Annotated in this window: 14 protein-coding genes and 1 tRNA gene; 8 read left to right on the top strand and 7 right to left on the bottom strand. The window is 54.9% G+C overall.

Translation table 11 applies throughout. The features are described from left to right. Positions 1-65 precede the first annotated feature (65 nt). Both J2Z70_RS31235 and J2Z70_RS31230 read right to left on the bottom strand, forming a co-directional pair. Positions 66-935 (bottom strand): TIGR03915 family putative DNA repair protein, encoded by an 870-nt coding sequence (locus J2Z70_RS31235; RefSeq protein ID WP_209879367.1) that lies wholly within the window; start codon positions 933-935, stop codon positions 66-68. Further along, the gene (locus J2Z70_RS31230) at positions 935-2,245 is read right to left on the bottom strand and encodes a putative DNA modification/repair radical SAM protein (protein ID WP_245368661.1); all 1,311 of its coding nucleotides are present in this window, start codon (positions 2,243-2,245) and stop codon (positions 935-937) included. The genes J2Z70_RS31235 and J2Z70_RS31230 overlap by 1 nt, the downstream gene beginning before the upstream one ends. 193 nt (positions 2,246-2,438) lie before the next feature. On the opposite strand from J2Z70_RS31230, the gene J2Z70_RS31225 reads away from it, so the two are divergent. The 3 genes from J2Z70_RS31225 (at position 2,439) to J2Z70_RS31215 (ending at position 7,170) form a co-directional block, all read left to right on the top strand. Further along, positions 2,439-2,630 carry a hypothetical protein gene (locus J2Z70_RS31225; protein WP_036726332.1) on the top strand — a complete coding sequence of 64 codons (192 nt, stop codon included), beginning with the start codon at positions 2,439-2,441 and terminating at the stop codon, positions 2,628-2,630. Between the two features lie 310 nt (positions 2,631-2,940). Next, complete coding sequence (locus J2Z70_RS31220) at positions 2,941-5,727, top strand: glycoside hydrolase family 3 C-terminal domain-containing protein (protein WP_209879363.1); 2,787 nt, start codon at positions 2,941-2,943, stop codon at positions 5,725-5,727. Between the two features lie 156 nt (positions 5,728-5,883). Continuing rightward, positions 5,884-7,170, top strand: coding sequence for a glycoside hydrolase family 18 protein (locus tag J2Z70_RS31215; RefSeq protein WP_209879361.1), 1,287 nt, complete (start codon positions 5,884-5,886; stop codon positions 7,168-7,170). Between the two features lie 101 nt (positions 7,171-7,271). Here J2Z70_RS31215 and J2Z70_RS31210 read toward each other — a convergent pair whose 3' ends face one another. Further along, positions 7,272-7,664, bottom strand: coding sequence for a hypothetical protein (locus tag J2Z70_RS31210; protein ID WP_209879358.1), 393 nt, complete (start codon positions 7,662-7,664; stop codon positions 7,272-7,274). A 189-nt stretch (positions 7,665-7,853) separates the two neighbouring features. On the opposite strand from J2Z70_RS31210, the gene J2Z70_RS31205 reads away from it, so the two are divergent. Beyond that, entirely contained in the window at positions 7,854-8,741 is an 888-nt protein-coding gene (locus tag J2Z70_RS31205) for a GNAT family N-acetyltransferase (protein WP_209879355.1), read from the top strand. A gap of 108 nt (positions 8,742-8,849) precedes the next feature. After that, complete coding sequence (locus tag J2Z70_RS31200; protein ID WP_209879352.1) at positions 8,850-9,755, top strand: AraC family transcriptional regulator; 906 nt, start codon at positions 8,850-8,852, stop codon at positions 9,753-9,755. A 123-nt stretch (positions 9,756-9,878) separates the two neighbouring features. On the opposite strand, the gene J2Z70_RS31195 is transcribed toward J2Z70_RS31200, so the two are convergent. After that, positions 9,879-11,669: a helix-turn-helix domain-containing protein gene (locus tag J2Z70_RS31195; RefSeq protein ID WP_209879349.1), complete on the bottom strand. Its 1,791-nt coding sequence runs from the start codon at positions 11,667-11,669 to the stop codon at positions 9,879-9,881. Positions 11,670-11,923: 254 nt separating this feature from the next. On the opposite strand from J2Z70_RS31195, the gene J2Z70_RS31190 reads away from it, so the two are divergent. Further along, positions 11,924-12,007 (top strand) — tRNA-Leu (locus J2Z70_RS31190). A gap of 388 nt (positions 12,008-12,395) precedes the next feature. Here J2Z70_RS31190 and J2Z70_RS31185 read toward each other — a convergent pair. After that, entirely contained in the window at positions 12,396-13,682 is a 1,287-nt protein-coding gene (locus tag J2Z70_RS31185; RefSeq protein WP_209879347.1) for a Gfo/Idh/MocA family protein, read from the bottom strand. Between the two features lie 127 nt (positions 13,683-13,809). Between J2Z70_RS31185 and J2Z70_RS31180 the strand changes: the two genes are divergently transcribed. Both J2Z70_RS31180 and J2Z70_RS31175 read left to right on the top strand, forming a co-directional pair. Continuing rightward, a complete protein-coding gene (locus J2Z70_RS31180) occupies positions 13,810-14,625 on the top strand; it encodes a helix-turn-helix domain-containing protein (RefSeq protein ID WP_342593072.1) in 816 nt (271 codons plus the stop codon). Positions 14,626-14,758: 133 nt separating this feature from the next. After that, a complete protein-coding gene (locus tag J2Z70_RS31175; protein ID WP_245368660.1) occupies positions 14,759-15,478 on the top strand; it encodes a coiled-coil domain-containing protein in 720 nt (239 codons plus the stop codon). A gap of 64 nt (positions 15,479-15,542) precedes the next feature. Here the strand turns inward: J2Z70_RS31175 and J2Z70_RS31170 are convergent, their stop codons facing one another. Next, the gene (locus J2Z70_RS31170; RefSeq protein WP_209879344.1) at positions 15,543-16,856 is read right to left on the bottom strand and encodes a 6-phospho-beta-glucosidase; all 1,314 of its coding nucleotides are present in this window, start codon (positions 16,854-16,856) and stop codon (positions 15,543-15,545) included. Between the two features lie 6 nt (positions 16,857-16,862). Next, on the bottom strand, positions 16,863-17,858 hold the full coding sequence (locus J2Z70_RS31165) for an N-acetylglucosamine kinase (RefSeq protein WP_209879341.1): 996 nt from the start codon (positions 17,856-17,858) through the stop codon (positions 16,863-16,865). Positions 17,859-17,976 lie beyond the last annotated feature (118 nt).

Raw genomic sequence — 17,976 nt, 5'->3', positions numbered from 1 at the left:
GCTCTAGATGATCGTGTTATTTCATTAACAATATAGTAGGCTTCAATTAAGGAGCGCTCCGGTAGTCATGTTGATGGCTGCGGAGCGCTCTTTTTGTCCAATGATTGGAGCTGGATTATGGTCTCCGGAACCTCCGGCTGCAATGCCTTCTTCCGCTGCGCCGCGGTGAGTACAGGCACCCCATTGCTGCCGTTCATCTCCACCATGTGCTTCCAGTATCGCTTCGGCATCTTCGAGGAACGCAGCCGGTCATTGCGGCGCTCCTTGATGCCGATGGCATGATAGAAGCCGGTCCATAAGCGGCGGTAAGATTCCTCCGTCTCATCCGGCTCGGGCGGGGTCCAACCGTTTAAAGGCACGATGGCCTCACGCCCGGGCTCATGAATCAGCGCAGCCCCATGGGTCTGATCGTAGATCATGAAGCTCTCCCCCTGGAACCGGTCACAGAAATGCTCCTGGATCACAGGCAGCACATAACCCTGAGGCTCAATCACTGCGGCCATGACCGGGCCGTATACGGAGAAGCGGACGAAGCCCGTATACAGATGCGCTTCATGCCGGAGCTGCTGGACAGCCTTCATCAGCGTGTTGACGGTGTCATCCGCCAGCATATTCATCACCTTGCGGCCATGCTTGAAGCCGAGATACAGGAAGTTCAGCAGCAGCATTTCCTTCTCGGGAGCGCAGCTCCAGAAGCCCAGACGCACCAGCTCCTCGGCTTCGCGGCTGATCCGCAGCGGCAGGGACTTCAGTACCCGTGCGGCCTTGTCTTTGTCGGTCTCAATCCATTTCGCTTCCAGCAGCAGGCCTATTTCCCCGCCTTCAGCATGAATCGCCAGCGGTATCTCCTTCCAGGCATAGCTCTCAAATACACAGCACAGCAGACCCTCGAAGCTTCCGTCATAGGTGTACGCCAGTGCGGACGGCTTGAACATCAGGCCTTCGCTCCTTTCTTGAGCAGGTCCCAACCATCTGCTGCCGGAAGGGCCGACAGGTTAAAGTCGTCGAACAGCGTGAGCTGCTCCACCTGCGGCTGCTGGAGAGCGAGCTGCTCCCCGGACATGAGTGAACGAAGCAGCGTATGCTCGCTTACCTTCAGTCCCTCCAGCGGCTTATCCTTACAGGTGATGAAGAACTGGGCACGCTTGAGGACCACGCCCAGCTTCTTCAGCGCATGGAAATCGAGCGATCCGGCCCGTCTGGCCTTCACGATCCGCTGTGCGCTTCTTACGCCGATACCGGGTACACGCAGCAGCATCTCGTACGGGGCGCGGTTGATCTCAACGGGGAACTGCTCCCGGTGGTTAACGGCCCAGCTGCATTTGGGGTCCAGCAGCGGGTTGAAGTTCGGCACAGCCTCATCCAATAATTCATTCGCCTTGAAGCCGTAGAAGCGCAGGAGCCAATCGGCTTGATAGAGCCGGTGTTCCCGCAGCAGCGGCGGCTTAGTGTCCAGAGCGGGTAGGAGGGAATCCTCCACCACCGGGGTGTAGGCCGAGAAGAAGACACGTTTGAGTGCGTACTTGTGGTATAAGCCCTCCGTCAGATTAAGGATCTGGTAATCGGTATCTGGCGTGGCTCCCACGATCATCTGGGTGCTCTGTCCAGCCGGAGCGAAGCGGGGTGCGTGATTATACCGGACGATATCGGAGCGGTTCTCCTTAATCCGGTTCGTGATCAGCCCCATCGGCTTCAGGATGGACACCTTGCTTTTATCGGGAGCGAGCCGTCCGAGACTCTCCTGCGAGGGCAGTTCAATGTTGACGCTCATGCGGTCGGCAAGCAGCCCAAGTCTGGACAGCAGGGTATCGTCTGCTCCGGGGATGGCTTTTACATGAATATAACCGTTGAAATGATAGACATTGCGCAGCAGCTCAAGCGCTGAGATCAGCTGCTCGGTGGTGTAGTCCGGATTGCGCATAATGCCTGAGCTAAGAAATAGTCCTTCTATATAATTACGGCGGTAGAATTGCATGGTGATATCTGCGATCTCTTCGGGGGTGAAGGCCGCCCGGCGGATGGGGTTGGACTTGCGGTTGATGCAGTACGCACAATCATATACACAGCCGTTGGTCATTAGCACCTTCAGCAGCGAAATACAGCGGCCGTCCGCCGCGAAGCTGTGGCAGATGCCCATCGCGGAGGTGTTGCCGAGCGCCCCGGCCTGGCCCTTGCGGTCGGAACCGCTTGAAGTGCACGCTACATCGTATTTGGCGGAAGCAGTCAGAATCTCTAGTTTCTCCATTACATCCACGGTCTCAATCCCCCTCATATGTGAGCATTATATACCGAACGTACGTTCTTGTCAAAGGTATACCCCCCTTCTTGGCCGCCTGTAAAATGTATGCGCATTCCGTCTTGTGCTATAATAGAAACTGATGGTTCATGGAATGAGGAATCATACGGTTATTGAAATCCCGGTTAGGAGTGTTGCTGAAGTGAGAGGATATAACATATGGCGGCCCATCATGCTGATTGCGGTTGCGCTGCTGACAAGACAGTTAGTGACAAGTATTTGCCTTATGTTCGGCATGTCGCAGGAATCGGCAGGCAGTGTAGCCATGCTGGGCATGATCGTTGCCGCTCTTATTATGTACAACCGCATGATGAAGGGCCGCCGCCGCAGATAAAATCAATAGAAGATCCGGCCGTATCTCTTCAGGCGGAGCGGATTGCATAGGAACAGGCTTGAGAGACGCCCGCACAGGTGTCTTTTTTATTAGAGGTGTCTTTTTAGCTAAAAAAATTTATGCAGACAGATGTGCATCCCGGTGATCCGGCAAGCGGTGCTTGAATAATCTGGCTGGAGCTTATATTCTTAGAAGGATATGCTATATGATGGACCATACAGATTCAAGGCAACGTATATTCCCTGCAGGGAGGGCGTTATCTATAGAATCAACCCACAGCATGGGAAATGAACATACAGGAGGAAACCAATTGAGTACACAGAACATTGGAGTGCCGTTAGAGGGTTTTGCAGAATTTAGCCGGACGGTAGCCGCAGAGGGTGCGGTACTGCTTAAGAATGAGGGACAGGTGCTTCCGCTGGGTAACGGTGAGAGCGTCGCTGTTTTTGGCAGAATACAGGTGAACTATTACCGCAGCGGTACAGGATCGGGCGGTAGCGTTCACGTTGCATATACGACGAATCTGCTGGATGGACTGCGCAGCAAGAAGAACATTAGCGTGAATGAAGAGCTGGCTGCAGCCTACGAGGCTTGGATCGGGCTTAATCCGTTCGATGACGGCGGCAAGGTATGGGCTGCGGAGCCGTGGAACCAGAAGGAAATGCCGCTTACGGACGAGCTGGTGAAACAGGCAAGAAGCCAGTCAGCCAAAGCGGTTGTGGTCATTGGACGTACGGCGGGCGAGGATCAGGATAATGCCGATACCGCAGGCAGCTACCGGCTGACGGAAGATGAGAAGGCGATGCTTGTCTCGGTTACGGCTCATTTTGAACAGACGATTGTGGTGCTCAACGTATCCAACATTATCGATATGAGCTGGGTAAATGACGCCGCTTATGTGAACCCTATCTCTGCAGTGATCTATTCCTGGCATGGCGGCATGGAGGGCGGCCACGCGATCGCCGATGTTCTGGCCGGCGAGGTTACGCCAAGCGGCAAGCTGACGGACACCATCGCGTATTCCATTGAGGATTACCCGTCGACCCGAAACTACGGCAATGAGTTCAAGAACCTGTACGAGGAAGATATCTATGTGGGCTACCGTTATTTCGAGACCTTCTGTCCCGATAAGGTTCAGTATGAATTCGGCTACGGGATCTCTTACACGACCTTCAAGCTGGAGCCGGAGGAAGCGAAGCTGGTGAACCAGGCGGGCGAGCCGCAGATTGAAATCGGCGTCACCGTAACGAATACGGGAGCAGTATATGCCGGTAAAGAAGTAGTGCAGGTGTATGTTGAAGCGCCGCAAGGACAGCTGGGTCAACCGGCCAAAGCGCTGGCAGCCTTCGCTAAGACTAAGCTGCTGGAGCCTGGCGAGTCTCAGCGTCTTACTGTAAGCTTCCCGCTCCATTCCATGGCTTCCTATGATGACGCCGGAGTGACCGGGCACGCTTCCGCTTATGTGCTGGAAGCCGGAACCTACCGCTTCTATGCAGGAACCAGCGTCAAAGCCGTATCAGCAGTGCTTCTGGATGGACAAGAAGGCTATGTGTTGGATGAGCTTAAGGTCGTGGAACAGCTGCAAGAGGCTATGGCGCCTACCGAGAGCTTCATGCGGATGAAGCCGGGTGCCCGCAAGGCAGACGGTTCGTATGAGCTTGTCTCCTCCGAGGTGCCAACGCGCAAGGTGGATCTGGCGGAGCGGATTGAACGCAATCTGCCGCAGCAGCTTCCGCAGACCGGCAATCAGGGATATACCCTGAGAGATGTCCATGACGGAAAAGTTAGCATGAGCACTTTCATTGCCCAGCTAAGCGACCAAGATTTGGCGGCGATTGTCCGGGGCGAAGGAATGAGCAGCCCGCTGGTAACTCCGGGTACGGCATCGGCGTTCGGGGGCGTGAGCGACAGTCTGTTCAGCTACGGCATTCCGGTTGCAGCTACAGCGGACGGCCCTTCCGGCATCCGTATGGACAGTGGAGCGAAGGCTACACAGGTATCGATCGGAACCCTGCTCGCCGCTACATGGAATGCGGAGCTGGTGGAAGAACTGTATGTTATGGAAGGCCAGGAATTATTGCGCAACCAGGTGGATGCGCTGCTGGGACCGGGGCTGAATATCCGGCGCAGCCCGCTGAACGGGCGTAACTTCGAATATTTCTCCGAAGATCCGCTGATCTCAGGAATTTTCGCTGCCGCATGCACACGCGGAATTATGAAGGGCGGCTCTAATGCGACGCTGAAGCATTTTGCCTGCAACAACCAGGAGAAGCACCGCAGTAAGGTCGATGCTGTCGTATCGGAACGCGCGCTGCGTGAGATCTACCTGAAGGGCTTCGAAATCGCAGTTAAGCAGGGCGGAGCCAATTCGATTATGACCTCCTACAACCCGGTGAACGGGCATTGGGCGGCTTCCAACTATGACCTCAACACCACGCTGCTCCGCGGCGAATGGGGCTTCCAGGGGATCGTCATGACCGACTGGTGGGCGATAATGAACGATGTGGTGAACGGAGGGCCGGCAGACCGTAAGAATATGAACTGGATGGTCCGCGCCCAGAACGATCTGTACATGGTTGTTAGTAACTATGGGGCAGAGGTTAACGCTTACGATGACAATACAATCGCATCTCTGGAGAACGGCACGCTTACCCGCGGAGAGCTTCAGCGCTCAGCGATCAACATCTGTGAGTTCATTATGAAGGCGCCGGTATTCTCCAGAAAGCATGAGATTATCGAAGCAGTAGATACGTTCAAGGCTGATCCGGCTATCGGGGCTGAGCAGGTACAGGTGCTGAGCGAGAACGCCCAGGTAACCCCTGCTGTGTCCGGGCCGACCTACATTCAGGCTGACGAGGCGGGCCAGTACCGCATTATTGTCAGCATCATGTCTCCTGAGCCTGAGCTTGCGCAGAGCGCCTGCAACCTGACCCTGAATGGACAAGCGGTAACCACCATTCAGACGAACGGAACGGAAGGCCGGTGGATCCGGCAGAAGCTGGTCAAGGTTGAGCTGGAAGCCGGACGGTATGAGCTGAAGCTGGACTTCGTCAAGCCCGGCCTGCAGGTTGAATGGATTGAATTCAAACAGGTATAGCATCAGGATCATTTATAGCATGAGCAGCAAGGCACCCTCCGGGGTGTCTTTTTTTGCAAATATTGAATTTACATGATCCGCCTGATTCCGCATACCCGCAGGGCCGCCGAATAAAATAGAGATAAAACGGCTACTATGAAGGGATGGCAGGAACGTATGCAAATACATGTAGTGCAGCCGGGCCAGACGCTGTATGGCATTGCGCAGGCCTACGGAGTAAGCACTGATACGATAACTGAGGCGAATCAGCTCTCTGCGCCGGGAAGCCTGGTGGCCGGGCAGGCGCTGGTAATCCCGATTGCCGGGCAGTATTATTGGGTGCAGCCGGGCGACAGCTTCTACAGCATCGCCAAGCGGTTCGGCCTGAAGGCAAGCGAGCTGGCGGAGGTGAACGGGCTGACACTGAATCAGCCGCTACAGGTTGGGCTCCGTCTGTACCTTCCCCCTGGACCGAGGCGGCAGGCGGAAGTGAACGCGTATGTGGAGCCCCGGGGGGAGAGTGTCTCCCAGCCGCTGCAGAATGCTGCGCGTGAGGCTGCTCCTGAGCTGACGTATCTCGCACCGTTCAGCTTCCGGATCAAGCGGGACGGAACGCTGGTCCCGCCGCCCCTGGACGGCCTCGCCTCCATTGCCGCAGAGCAACAGGTGACGCTGATGATGGTCGTGACGAATCTGGAGGATGCCCAGTTCAGCTCGGAGCTCGGGCGCATTATTATGAATGATCAGGAGGTTCAGGACCGGCTGCTTGAGAACATCATCGCGGAAGCGAAGCGGCTGAACTTCCGTGATATCCACTTTGATCTGGAGTTTCTCCGGCCGGAGGACCGTGAAGCGTACAATACTTTTCTGCGGAAAGCGGCAGAGGTCATTCATAAGGAGGGCTTCCTGCTGTCCACCGCCCTTGCCCCCAAGACCAGCGCGTCACAGGTTGGGGCCTGGTATACGGCGCATGACTATAAGGTCCACGGCGAGGTGGCCGACTTCGTCATTATTATGACGTATGAATGGGGCTATAGCGGGGGGCCGGCGATGCCTGTCTCGCCGATCGGGCCTGTCCGTCAGGTGCTGACCTATGCAGCGAGCGAGATGCCCGCCGGTAAAATCATGATGGGCCAGAATCTGTACGGTTATGATTGGACGCTGCCTTTTGTAGCAGGGGGGCAATATGCCAAAGCGCTCAGTCCGCAGGCGGCCATTGATCTGGCAAGGAACAGGAATGCAGCCATTCAATATGACTATAGAGCCCAGGCGCCGCATTTCAATTACACCGATGACGAGGGGCGGCAGCATAAGGTATGGTTTGAGGATGCCCGCTCGATTCAGGCCAAGTTCGATTTGATCAAGGAGCTCAGGCTGCGGGGCATCAGCTACTGGAAGCTGGGCCTGCCTTTTCCGCAGAATTGGCTGCTGCTTACGGATAACTTCAAGGTGGTCAAAAAATAGACCGGAGACCCTGCTGCCAGCGGCGGCGTAAGAAGCTCCACACCAAAACGGATGTGCCCTTGGGAAATGGCGGCACATCCGTTTTTTTGAAAATATTAGTGTTAGCCCATTAAGCCCTTGAGCCCGCCCAGAAAAGGCCGGATTGACTTGATCATATTGTAGCCCATCTTCATCACCGGCATGGCCTTCTGCACCATTCCGAACATGCCCATGAACCGTCCGAGCCCCCCGCCGATACCGGCCGCCCCGCCTCCCCCGCCCATCAGCGAGCCGAGTAGAGGCATGAAGCCAGACACCTCTGCTTTCCGCGCAGCTGAAGAGGATTTCCGTTTCGGGGATGACCCCTTACGTGTGCCGGGTCTGGACAGAATCACCGCCTCCTGGTTCAGGTCTGTAATCCACCCTACATAGGAACGCCCATTATGCAAAGTGATGCAGACCGGCTGGCCCTTCAGCTGCTGTGCCCGCTTGCGGAGCTTTGTTGAATTTGCCATTCGTCATTCACCTCACTGTTCTATTTACTCTATTTTACTCAGAACCTGAGGGGCGGCTTGTGCGGGTATGGAGTTCTGCGGATTATTTTTGAACAACCCGGGGCTGTTTTTGGGGGCGGGATAGCGTACTATTAGTAGATAGGTGGAATTATCTTACAATAGTCATTCTATGATTAGGGGGAGATCCGTTTGACCGATATCGGGAAGTTAGCGGCGTTCATCTGCGCCCGTAATACAGGAGACCAGCAGTGCGGGTATGTAGGCAGTACGCTGGAGGATGTTATGCATGACCTTAGTGACGGTATGGAGGAAGCAAGTCTGGTGCTGTATGAAGGAGAATGTATTACTGGCGCGATTATCCTGGACATCTATGACGTTGGGGGCGGGCAAAAGGATATTGAGGTATGGGGCCCTTATCATTCAGCTCACCCTGAAGAAGAGCTCCGGCTCTTATTTAACTATGTGAGTGAGACCGCTAAAGCGGGAGCTATAAGGTATATCCATCTTTTTATTAGTGGTGATAATACTCCGCTCATGGAATACGCTGCCCGCTATCAAGCCGAGAAGGTGAACACGCATTACCACTACTCGATCGCTACAGCATCAGCGCCTGACAGCAGCCGTCACATGCACCCTGGCTTGTCTGTTCTGCCCGTCACAGAGCCTGCCTCCAGGTGGACCGGGCAGATTCTCGATCTGCATCATCAGCAATTTCAAGGCGCAATTCTCACCCCTAAGGAGATTACTGCAGAGATAGAAGACAGCAGCAACAGTGAATATGACGTTCACGCTGTTCTTAACGAGGGCCGGTTCACCGGATACATAATAGTAAGAAGAAATGCACGGACGGGTACCCTTCATCTGGAATACCTATGCATCGGGCCTGAAGAGAGAAGCCGGGGCATAGGCAGGCAACTGATTGCCTTTCTGGCAGAGAAGTACAAAGGGCTGGGTTATTCGAGTATCAGCTTGGTTGTCAGCGAGGAGAATACAGCCGCCATCCGCTTCTACGACAAGAACGGATTCAACAGGGACCGGGTCATGAAGCATATCCTTGTTGGGGGCGGGATGTTCTGAAAATATACAAATTGTGAAGATACAAATAGGATTAAAGGCACCACAACTCAAGTCATATCTACACACTAGGCCTCTGCTAAAATCAGCAGTGAAAGGAGGAGGACATCAATGTACGAATGGAATGAGATGGTCCAGCGCATGATTGACTGGGTGGAGGAGGATCTGGCGGTTTCGCCTACGCTGCTGGAGATGTCGAGACATTTAGGCTATTCGCCGTATTACTGCACCCGGCAATTTCATGCGCTGACTGGAATAACGCTGCGGGATTATGTCTGGCAGCGCCGGATTGGCCGGGCGGCACTGGAGCTTAGGGACACGGATGCGCGCATTCTGGATATTGCCGTAAAGTTCGGCTTTTCCTCCCAGGAGGCATTCACGCGGGCCTTTCTCAGAGCCTTCAAGCTCACTCCACATGCCTACCGCCAGGCTCCAAAGCCGATTCCGCTGGCTATTCGTGCCGAGGTGTTCTCTCCTTATCATTATCTGATCAGGGAGCGGGATAGAATGAGACAGGTACATTTGCAGGAAGCAGAGATTAGGCTTGAGTTCATACCGGCGCATAAGTTTATCGGCATCCGCGATATCGGCTCTAACAATTACGGAGGATTCTGGAAGAATGGGCATGACTGCGATGAGGTCTCCGGAACCCTGGAGAGCATGTCGCATCATACGCTGCCCGGGCAGCTCGGCCAGACGGCAGGCTGGTTCTATCAGGAGGGGCGCAAAGGCTATCTGTATGGTATCCTTGTCGCGGCTGATTACGACGGGGCGGTTCCGGAGGGCATGGAATGCCGGGATATCCCGGAATCGGAGTACCTGGTCTTTTTTCATCCGCCATTTGATTACTTGCAGGATAATGGGCAGGTGATGCGTATTGTTGAGGAAGTTGCTTGGAACTATGATCCTGCGGTTATGGGCTATGTGTGGGACGAAGAGGAAAAACAGGATTATCAGCGGCATTTTCCGGAGGGCTACGGGTATGCGGTGCTGCGGCCGGTCCGTAAATTAGACTAACTTCAGACAGCAGGCTGGCTTAAGCAAAAGCATCCGGCGCTTCTGCTTAAGCTGCTGTCTGTTGCACAAAAATTCTACGTCAGGCCAAACCCGGCACTAGAGCCGTTATACATCAATACACTATTAAGTTAGGCCCAGCACCACTTCAGCCAGAGTATCTCCCTGATGCTCCAGCGAAGCAACCTTCGCCAGCAGCTCTGCCTGCTGCTCACGCTGCCGGCCCGTCCAACTGGCTCTGAGGGCAGCGCCGGCTGTTCGAAGTATGGCCGGGTCGGACATCTCCTTATAGTATTTATCCAGAAGGGCAGCCAATTCCCCATAGATTTCCGTCATCGCCGCCAAGGCAGCCTGTTGTTGCGGGTCATGCACCAGCGGCAGAGAGTCGCGTAAGTAGGCGGCGCAGCGGCGGGCATCTGCCAGGGCCATCATGCAGAAGTGATTGACGGATAACCTGCGGCTGAAGGCTTCTTCGTCCGCTGCGGCATACCAAGGGTGATCCTGCAGTCCCTCTCTCCATAGCTCCAGCGCCTTGTATCCTATAGCATAAGAGCTGCTGTTGGACAGGGTCTCAGCCTGCATAGACTCCAGCTTAACGCGGAGCGAGGCATACAGATTCTCCAAAGCAGATGGGGCCTCCATCTGATCTCCCAGCCTGATAATCCGGTAAGGCCATTGATCCACATGGAGATACCCTTGGCTTATCCTCATATGAGCCTGGAACTCAGGATCAGCTTCAAGCTCACTGAAGGTCTCATCGTCAAAATAACTGCGGCACAGCAGCACATCCCCCTCGGCCAGATATCCTGTAATGACTCCCCACTCCGGCGCTACCCTGAGGTTAATGGCAAGGGGCAGTCTGCCTTGGCGGATATCCTCCAGAATCGCCAGCTTCTCGGCTGTGCGCTGCTGCGGCTCCAACCGGTTGGCCCGGTGGGCACTTAGTCCATAAGCTTTGCAGGCGGGGATGGAGTAGTCATAGACGACAAGGGCATCCGCAGAGCTGTAGTCCCATACCGGTTCAAAAGCCACTCTCCAGCAGGCTCCCGAATAGCCCATCACCTGCTCATAGGTGGTCTCTACGCCTCTGGCGGTAAGAGCGAGCGTCATGGCTCCTGCCCATGAACAATCCTGACCCTGTCCGAAGCCCAGCCGCGGAATATTTTCAATAATGCACTGATCCCGGGAGGAGCGGGTCTGATAGAGATGGCTGCGGTCCTGGCTGTAATGAATCTGTTCGCCTTCCGCGCAGCTTACGGCATGAATACCTTCTGCATTCAGATAGACCAGCAGGAGGTAGTCCTGACCCCCGCAGTCGATCAGACTGGGAAACAGCTCATGTGTGGCGGTGAACTGAGTCCAGCGGAAATGCTCATAATGCTTCATTTTGGCTGCAACGCTACGGTGTGCCTGTTCATTCCCATAATGCGCAGCAATAATCTGCAGCTCATCACTGCTTGAGACATACCCGATCGAATGGATATCTATCGTAAGCGGCTGGTCCTTCAGCACAAAGGTCGAATATATGCCATCAGGGGTCTCATAGGTAACCAGCAGCAGCTTCAGGCGGCCGTCATTCCATGAGTGGGGAAAAAGGTGCTCCCCGGGGAGTAAGCTTAAGCGGTCTGAGGCTACGAACTGGTTCACAAGCTGGGTAACATCCAGTTCCTGCTGTCCATCTGTATAGATTGCAGAGAGCACCACAAGCTCCTGGGGCAGCAAAATGCTGTCAATCGAGTGGTTCAATGTGGCGGATAGCAGGGGAAGGGTGGCTGTCTCCGGCAGAGACTTGCCAGTCTCCCATTTGGATACCGCCTGTGCACTGACATGGAGCAGTTCCGCTAATTGTTCCTGGGACAAGCCTTTTATTTTGCGGAGGGTAGCAATTCGTTTGCCAACTTTGTCACTTACGATCATACTCAGTACAACTCCTATAATGGATTCCGACGTCGTAAGTCTATTATAATCTCCGTTCTCGAAATAACCCATATACTGGAGTAGGGCACGCGGTATAACGTAATCAACTGTAAGTTGAGGCTAGCTATGACGCACCAGCTAAACCCCTTCTCAAAGTGGCTGTGTCCCGCTTTAACCATGATTAATAAAAAAGACTTGTTCTTTTGAAGAATTCATGATATATTACTTCTTGCGTTGCATTGAATGTTTTCTTTGCGGTCATGGCGGAATTGGCAGACGCGCTGGCTTCAGGTGCCAGTGGTAGCAATATCGTGGAGGTTCGAGTCCTCTTGACCGCATAATGGTTTTAACCGTGATGCAAGCGAAGGCCCTTCTTAAATGAAGGGTCTTTTTTTTGCTGCGAATAGAATATATGCTAAAAACCGAACACAATGCGCACATGCTGAGGTGAACGGGCCAGATGTATTCGGAAAACCGAACACAATGGACGTGTGCTAGGGTGTGCGAGCCGTATGTATGCGAAAAACCGAACAGAATGCCGTGTGATGATGTGAGTGGGCCAAATGTATGCGAAAAACCGAACACAATGCGCTCTCGTCAAAGCGAGCGGGCCGGATGAGTGCGGAAAACCGAATACAGCCCCCCTTTCACCACGTACTCGTGATCAAAGGGGGGCTTCTGCATTATCGTGCGGGGTTCATCGCTGCTGCGACGCCACGCGCCAGATCACGCCTTCCAGATGTCGTCTATTTTCACCGGCTGGCCGGTCTTCATGGAGCGGTTGGCGGCAATGCCGGTCATAATGGACATCGCGCCGTCCTTGTGCGAAGCTGCGCGGTTGAAGCGGTCTTCCTGCTTTTTATCAAAAATATCGCTCAGCAGCACTGGATCGCCGCCGCCGTGTCCGCCGCTGCTGCTCTCGAACTCTACGCAGTAAGGCTCCTTGAAATGCGGATAGATCATGATGCTGACGCCTTCCAGTGCGCCTTCGTTTTCTTTTTTGCCGCCGGAATTGACGTAGGACTGCTCGGTAATCCGCACCTCCATCCGGCCCTGAGTCCCGTTGAACACGATGATGAAGCCCTCCCACGGCATATATGCGTTAAGCGAATAGTTCATGACGGTCTTGTTCTTGTATTTGACCATGACATTCATGGTGTCCTCGATGCTGATATTGTCCCCGAATACGCTCTGGTCGCGCTGGTACCCGTCCTCATGTTCGGCGTCCAGGTACATGCTCTTCAGGTGTTCGTTACGGTCCAGGTGTAGCGCGAACGGGTCGTTCTCGGCAGCCTTGCTGCCGTAGGCACGCTGATAGAACTCGGTGATGCCCCGTTTCTCGGCATTCTCTCTTCCGTAAAAGCGCAGATCGCCCATGGCGAAAACCGTGTCCGGCTGCGACCCCAGCCAGAAGTTCATCAGGTCGAAGTGATGCGTCGATTTATGCACCAGCAGGCCGCCGCTGTTCCGCTTGTCGCGGTGCCATCTGCGGAAATAGTCCGCTCCATGCTGGGTATTCAGCAGCCATTCGAAGTTCACGGATAGAATCTCACCCAGGACGCCATCCATAATGACCTCACGGATCTTCGTGTTATGCGGCGCATAGCGGTAGTTGAAGGTTACCCGCAGATTCTTGCCGGTGCGCTCAATCGCATCGAAGATCTCCCGGCATTTCTCCTCGTCAATCGTCATCGGCTTCTCGGAAATGACATCACAGCCCAGCTCCATCGCGCGGATGATATACTTGTGATGCGTCCGGTCAATCGTAGTCACCAGCACGAAGTCGGGCCGGGTCTCGGTGATCATACGGTCGAAGTCCTCGGCCTTGTACGTAGGAACCTCATGGTAATCGTATTTGCCCGTAAGCATATGATTGGCGAAATTCATCCGCGTCTGATTGACATCGCAAAAGGCCACCAGCTCGGAGGTTTCGTTGTAAGCGGTAACAAGAGCGCCATAGAAAAATTCAGCCCGGCCGCCAGTGCCGACAAGTGCATATTTCTTTTTGGACAAGGGGATCACTCCATTTACTTGGATTTGATTCTATTTTATAGTATAGGAAATGCAGAAAGTGAACGGTATTTAGTCATTTTTGCTCAAAAGTGTGCTTATCTTATCCTTTCAGGGGGCTTGGTGCAGGGTGGAACCTATTTTTCAGATTGAGCAGCTGAGGCGCATCGGGCATTTTAATATGGACACCGACCATTTCCATGATTTCTACGAAATATATTATCTGCTATCCGGGGAGCGGCACTATTATATCCGTAACGGAAGGTACGCGCTGGAAGCCGGAGACCTTGTGTTTATTAACAAAAATCACCTGCACCGCACAACCGGCGGAAGTCATCTTCCGCATGAGCGGGTGCTGATCAGCTTTGACGATGCCTATCTGGAGCCGGTGGCACCCGGGGCAGACTGGATGAATGTGTTCGAAGGGGAGAGCTTCCTGCTGCGGCCTACGGCGCATGAACAGGGACTCATCACAGACCTGCTCCAGGCGATGCAGGAGGAACAGAAGGAGGGGCTGCGCTGGAGCACTGAATATACAAGGATGCTGCTGCTGCAACTGCTGATTACGCTGGAGCGGATAAGGAGGGCGAAGCCCGCCCTGGTCTCACCGGAGCAGAGCGAGGGGCAGCGCCGGGTATACAGCATCATCGAATACCTGGACAACCATTACAGCGAGCGGCTGAGCCTTGGGGGGATTGCCGAGCGGTTCTTCATCAGCGCTACGTATCTGTGCCGGATTTTCAAGCAGACGACAGGCTTCACCATCATTGAGTACCTGAACTATGTCCGCATCCGTGAGGCGAAGGTACTGCTCACGCAGACGAAGTGGCCGGTCACCCGGGTGGCGGCGGAGACGGGATTTGAGAGCATTGCGCATTTCGGGCGGGTGTTCAAGGCCATTACAGGACGTTCACCCTTGCAGTACCGCAAGCAACACCGGGGGTGACGATTACGGCTCGCATCGGCCATCCGCTATTTCATTCGACAATAGCTGTGGGGATGTTACATAACTTTCTATCTTTTGACACAGAGTCTGTCTTATAATAATGAAGATTGAAATACAAATATTGGGGTGTCCTATGACAATGAAGTCAGGCGGTCTCTGGCTCGTTGCTGCTATGCTGGCGGTAACCGTAACCGGCTGTTCTTCGGGCAGTGCAGGCGCTGGCAGAGATCGCACGGAGAAGCTGAAGGCAGAGATTAGTGAGCTGAAGAAGGAGAACAAGTTCCTGAAAGAAGAGAATAACAGGCTTAAGGAGACCCTAGTAACGCCTGTGACAGCGGAAGAGGAAGGCGGTACGGCTGAGCTTCTCAATAACGGGAGCAGCGCCGCAGCGGCTGATTCCGGGGAGGACCACAAGCGGATCGCAAAAGGCACGCCGCTCACGATTGATGGAACGGGTGAGTATACCATTACCAAGACCTCATTTGGAAAGAAGGTTAATCCATCGAATCCGGGGTCATACTACACCTACTATGAAGCCAAGGAACCGGGCACAACCTATCTGGCGATCACTTTGAAGGTGAAAAATCTCGCAGGTCAAGCCATCAATGCGGGTGGAGTAGCGGAGGTGGAGGTTACATACGATAACAAATATGAATATAGCACCTTCGCGACCATGGAGAAGAACGGCGGTGAAGATTTCACCTATACCAATATCTCGACGATTGGACCGCTGAAGTATGGTACTCTGGTGTTCATGGCCGAGGTTCCTGATGAAGTGAAGTCGAGTGGCAAGACGCTATATGCGGATTTCGAGATTGAGGGCGAAACCTACCGTTATACCATAAAGAAATAAGAGAAGAGCCTGTACGGCCGCAGAGTGAACTGTGGTTAGCAGGCTCTTTATTGATGTTAAGGGATTAGTCCTGAGCGAAAAAGGCCGGCAGATACTCCCTGTTCGCCTCCAGCATCTCATCCAGCATGGCGATCGCTACTTCCACGGAAGGGACGAGCGGGTGATGGGCCAGCGCCTGGATCGCCAGGCAGCGGTCACCGGTGACGGCGGCGTCGATGGCTAGCTGCTCATAGGTCTTCACAGCATGAATCAGTCCCTTGGCCATCGGCGGAATCTTCGTCAGCGGCAGCGGGAGGGGGCCGGTCTTTGTGACGATACAGTTGACCTCGATGCTGGCATCGTCCGGCAGGAAGTCTAAGATGCCCCGGTTCGCCACATTCAGTGTCTGGATGTCATTGGTGCCGCTATAGAGCGAGCGCATCAGGTTCACAGCCGCTTCGGAATAAAAGGCTCCGCCGCGCTGCTCCAGCTGCTTCGGCTTCTCATTCAGCGCAAGGTCGCTGTAGATGGCGAACAGCTCCTCCTCCACACGCTTGACGACTGCGGCACGGTTCCCGCCTTGTGCGGCGGCTTCCTGCTGCTCCGCAAGCATCGCATCGGTCATGTAGAAGTACTTCAGATAATACGAAGGTAAGGCATGCAGCGATTGCAGGAACTCGGGGTTCCATTCGCGTGCCGGAACATTCTTTGCACTGTAGCCTGCGGTATCCTCCAGCATCTCCTGCAGCTTGTCTTCACCCTCCACATCAATACGGGTAATCCAGTGCAGGTGGTTCAGGCCGACGAACTCGGCGTAGATCCGGTCCGGGGCAGTGTCATATTTGGCCGATACCTGCTTGATCAGTCCGATCGGGGCATTACAGAGACCGATGCTCTTCACCTTGGAGTACCGCAGGACCGCTTCGGTGACCATACCTGCGGGATTGGTGAAGTTGAGCAGCCAGGCGTCCGGTGCCAGCTCCTCGATATCCCGGCAGATGCCGAGAATGACCGGTATGGTGCGCAGTGCCTTCAGCATGCCGCCGGGACCGGTCGTCTCTTGGCCGATCACACCGTATTTCAGCGGAATCGCCTCGTCACGGGCACGGGCATCCAGCATACCGACACGGATCTGCGTGCTGACGAAGTCCGCACCGGCAATGGCCTCGCGGCGGTCGGTGGTGAGATGGACCTCGATCGGTAGGCCGGACCTCTCCACCATACGCTTCGCCAGAGCGCCCACGATGTTCAGCTTATGCAGGCCAGCCTCAATGTCTACAAGCCACAGCTCCCGGACCGGAAGCTCCTTATGATGCAGGATGAAGCCTTCTACCAGTTCGGGGGTATAGGAAGACCCTCCGCCGATGACGGCAATCTTAAGACCTTGGTTCGCTGTCACAATGAATCACTCCTGTCTGGTGGTAGTGGGAATAAGCTCGAACTCCCTGTAAGCACGCATCGTCTCATACATACCCTGGCTGACGGTGATCCCGTCGCTCTCCAGCGCCGACCAGAGAGCGCCGACCACAGGCTCGGTGGAGAGGGTGACCACTGCCGCGCCTGGTGCCGCTTCATGCACAGTCTGCTCAATCGGCCCGCGAATCCAGCCCCGGTCGCCTCGGGTCAGCACGCTTCCGGCCAGGACCACATCAAATTCATCGTTCTCCATACCGAGCCGATGAATGACGGCCGCCGCAGCCTTGCCCAGTTCCACGCCTTGGCGGTTCAGGATCGCCAGAGCGGCGGCATCGCCCTCAGCCGCTGCCGGGAAAAGCAGGCGGGCCGCATCCAGCGGCACCTGCTTCCCGTGATCCAGAAAGTCATCGTACATGTCTTCGACCCGTTCATAGCCGAGCAGCTTCAGGAGCGGCTCCGTCAGCAGCGTGGGCGCTTCGCGACCGTCCCAGGCCCGGATCACTGTGCGGAACACCTCGATATTCAGCGCGCCGCCGCCGCCGAAATCGCCGTACATATAATCGAACCCGCCGCACTGGAAATGGCGGCCCTGCGGATTACGGCCTGCCGCATTGGTGCCGGTGCCGCAGATCAGGGCCACCCCGTAGGGGCGGTCCGTCCCCGCCCGCAGGCCGATCATCGTATCGCCGCTGATCGTATAATTCGTGAAGCCGATCCGGCGGATCATCGGATGCAGAATGTTATAATCGGTCTGGCGGTCAGCACCGGCAAGCCCCAGATAGGCTTGTCGAAGCTGATCCAGCCGGAGGCCGGCTTCCGCCAGCGCCATGGAAGCCGCTTCGCGGATGTTATTCTCCGCCTGCGTCACGCTGGTCTGGTGATTGCCGTTGCCGCTCCGGCCTTTGCCTAGAATACGGCCCTGTTCATCGCTGATGAGGGCGTAGGTCTTGCTGCCTCCCCCATCGATCCCCAAGTAGTAAGCCAATGTTTGTACCTCCTAAACGTTTGGTGAGCATGCCGGTGCAAGATGCTTCAGAGGCATGCTTAAATGCATTCTGTACAACTAAATCGGCAGATGGACCGCCGAATATCTGTTTAGCTGT

It is taken from the genome of Paenibacillus silagei, assembly GCF_017874735.1.
Lineage (GTDB): Bacteria > Bacillota > Bacilli > Paenibacillales > Paenibacillaceae > Paenibacillus_AQ > Paenibacillus_AQ silagei.
The sequence above is the reverse complement of the archived record's forward strand: the minus strand, read 5'-3'. Positions and strand labels throughout refer to the sequence as shown.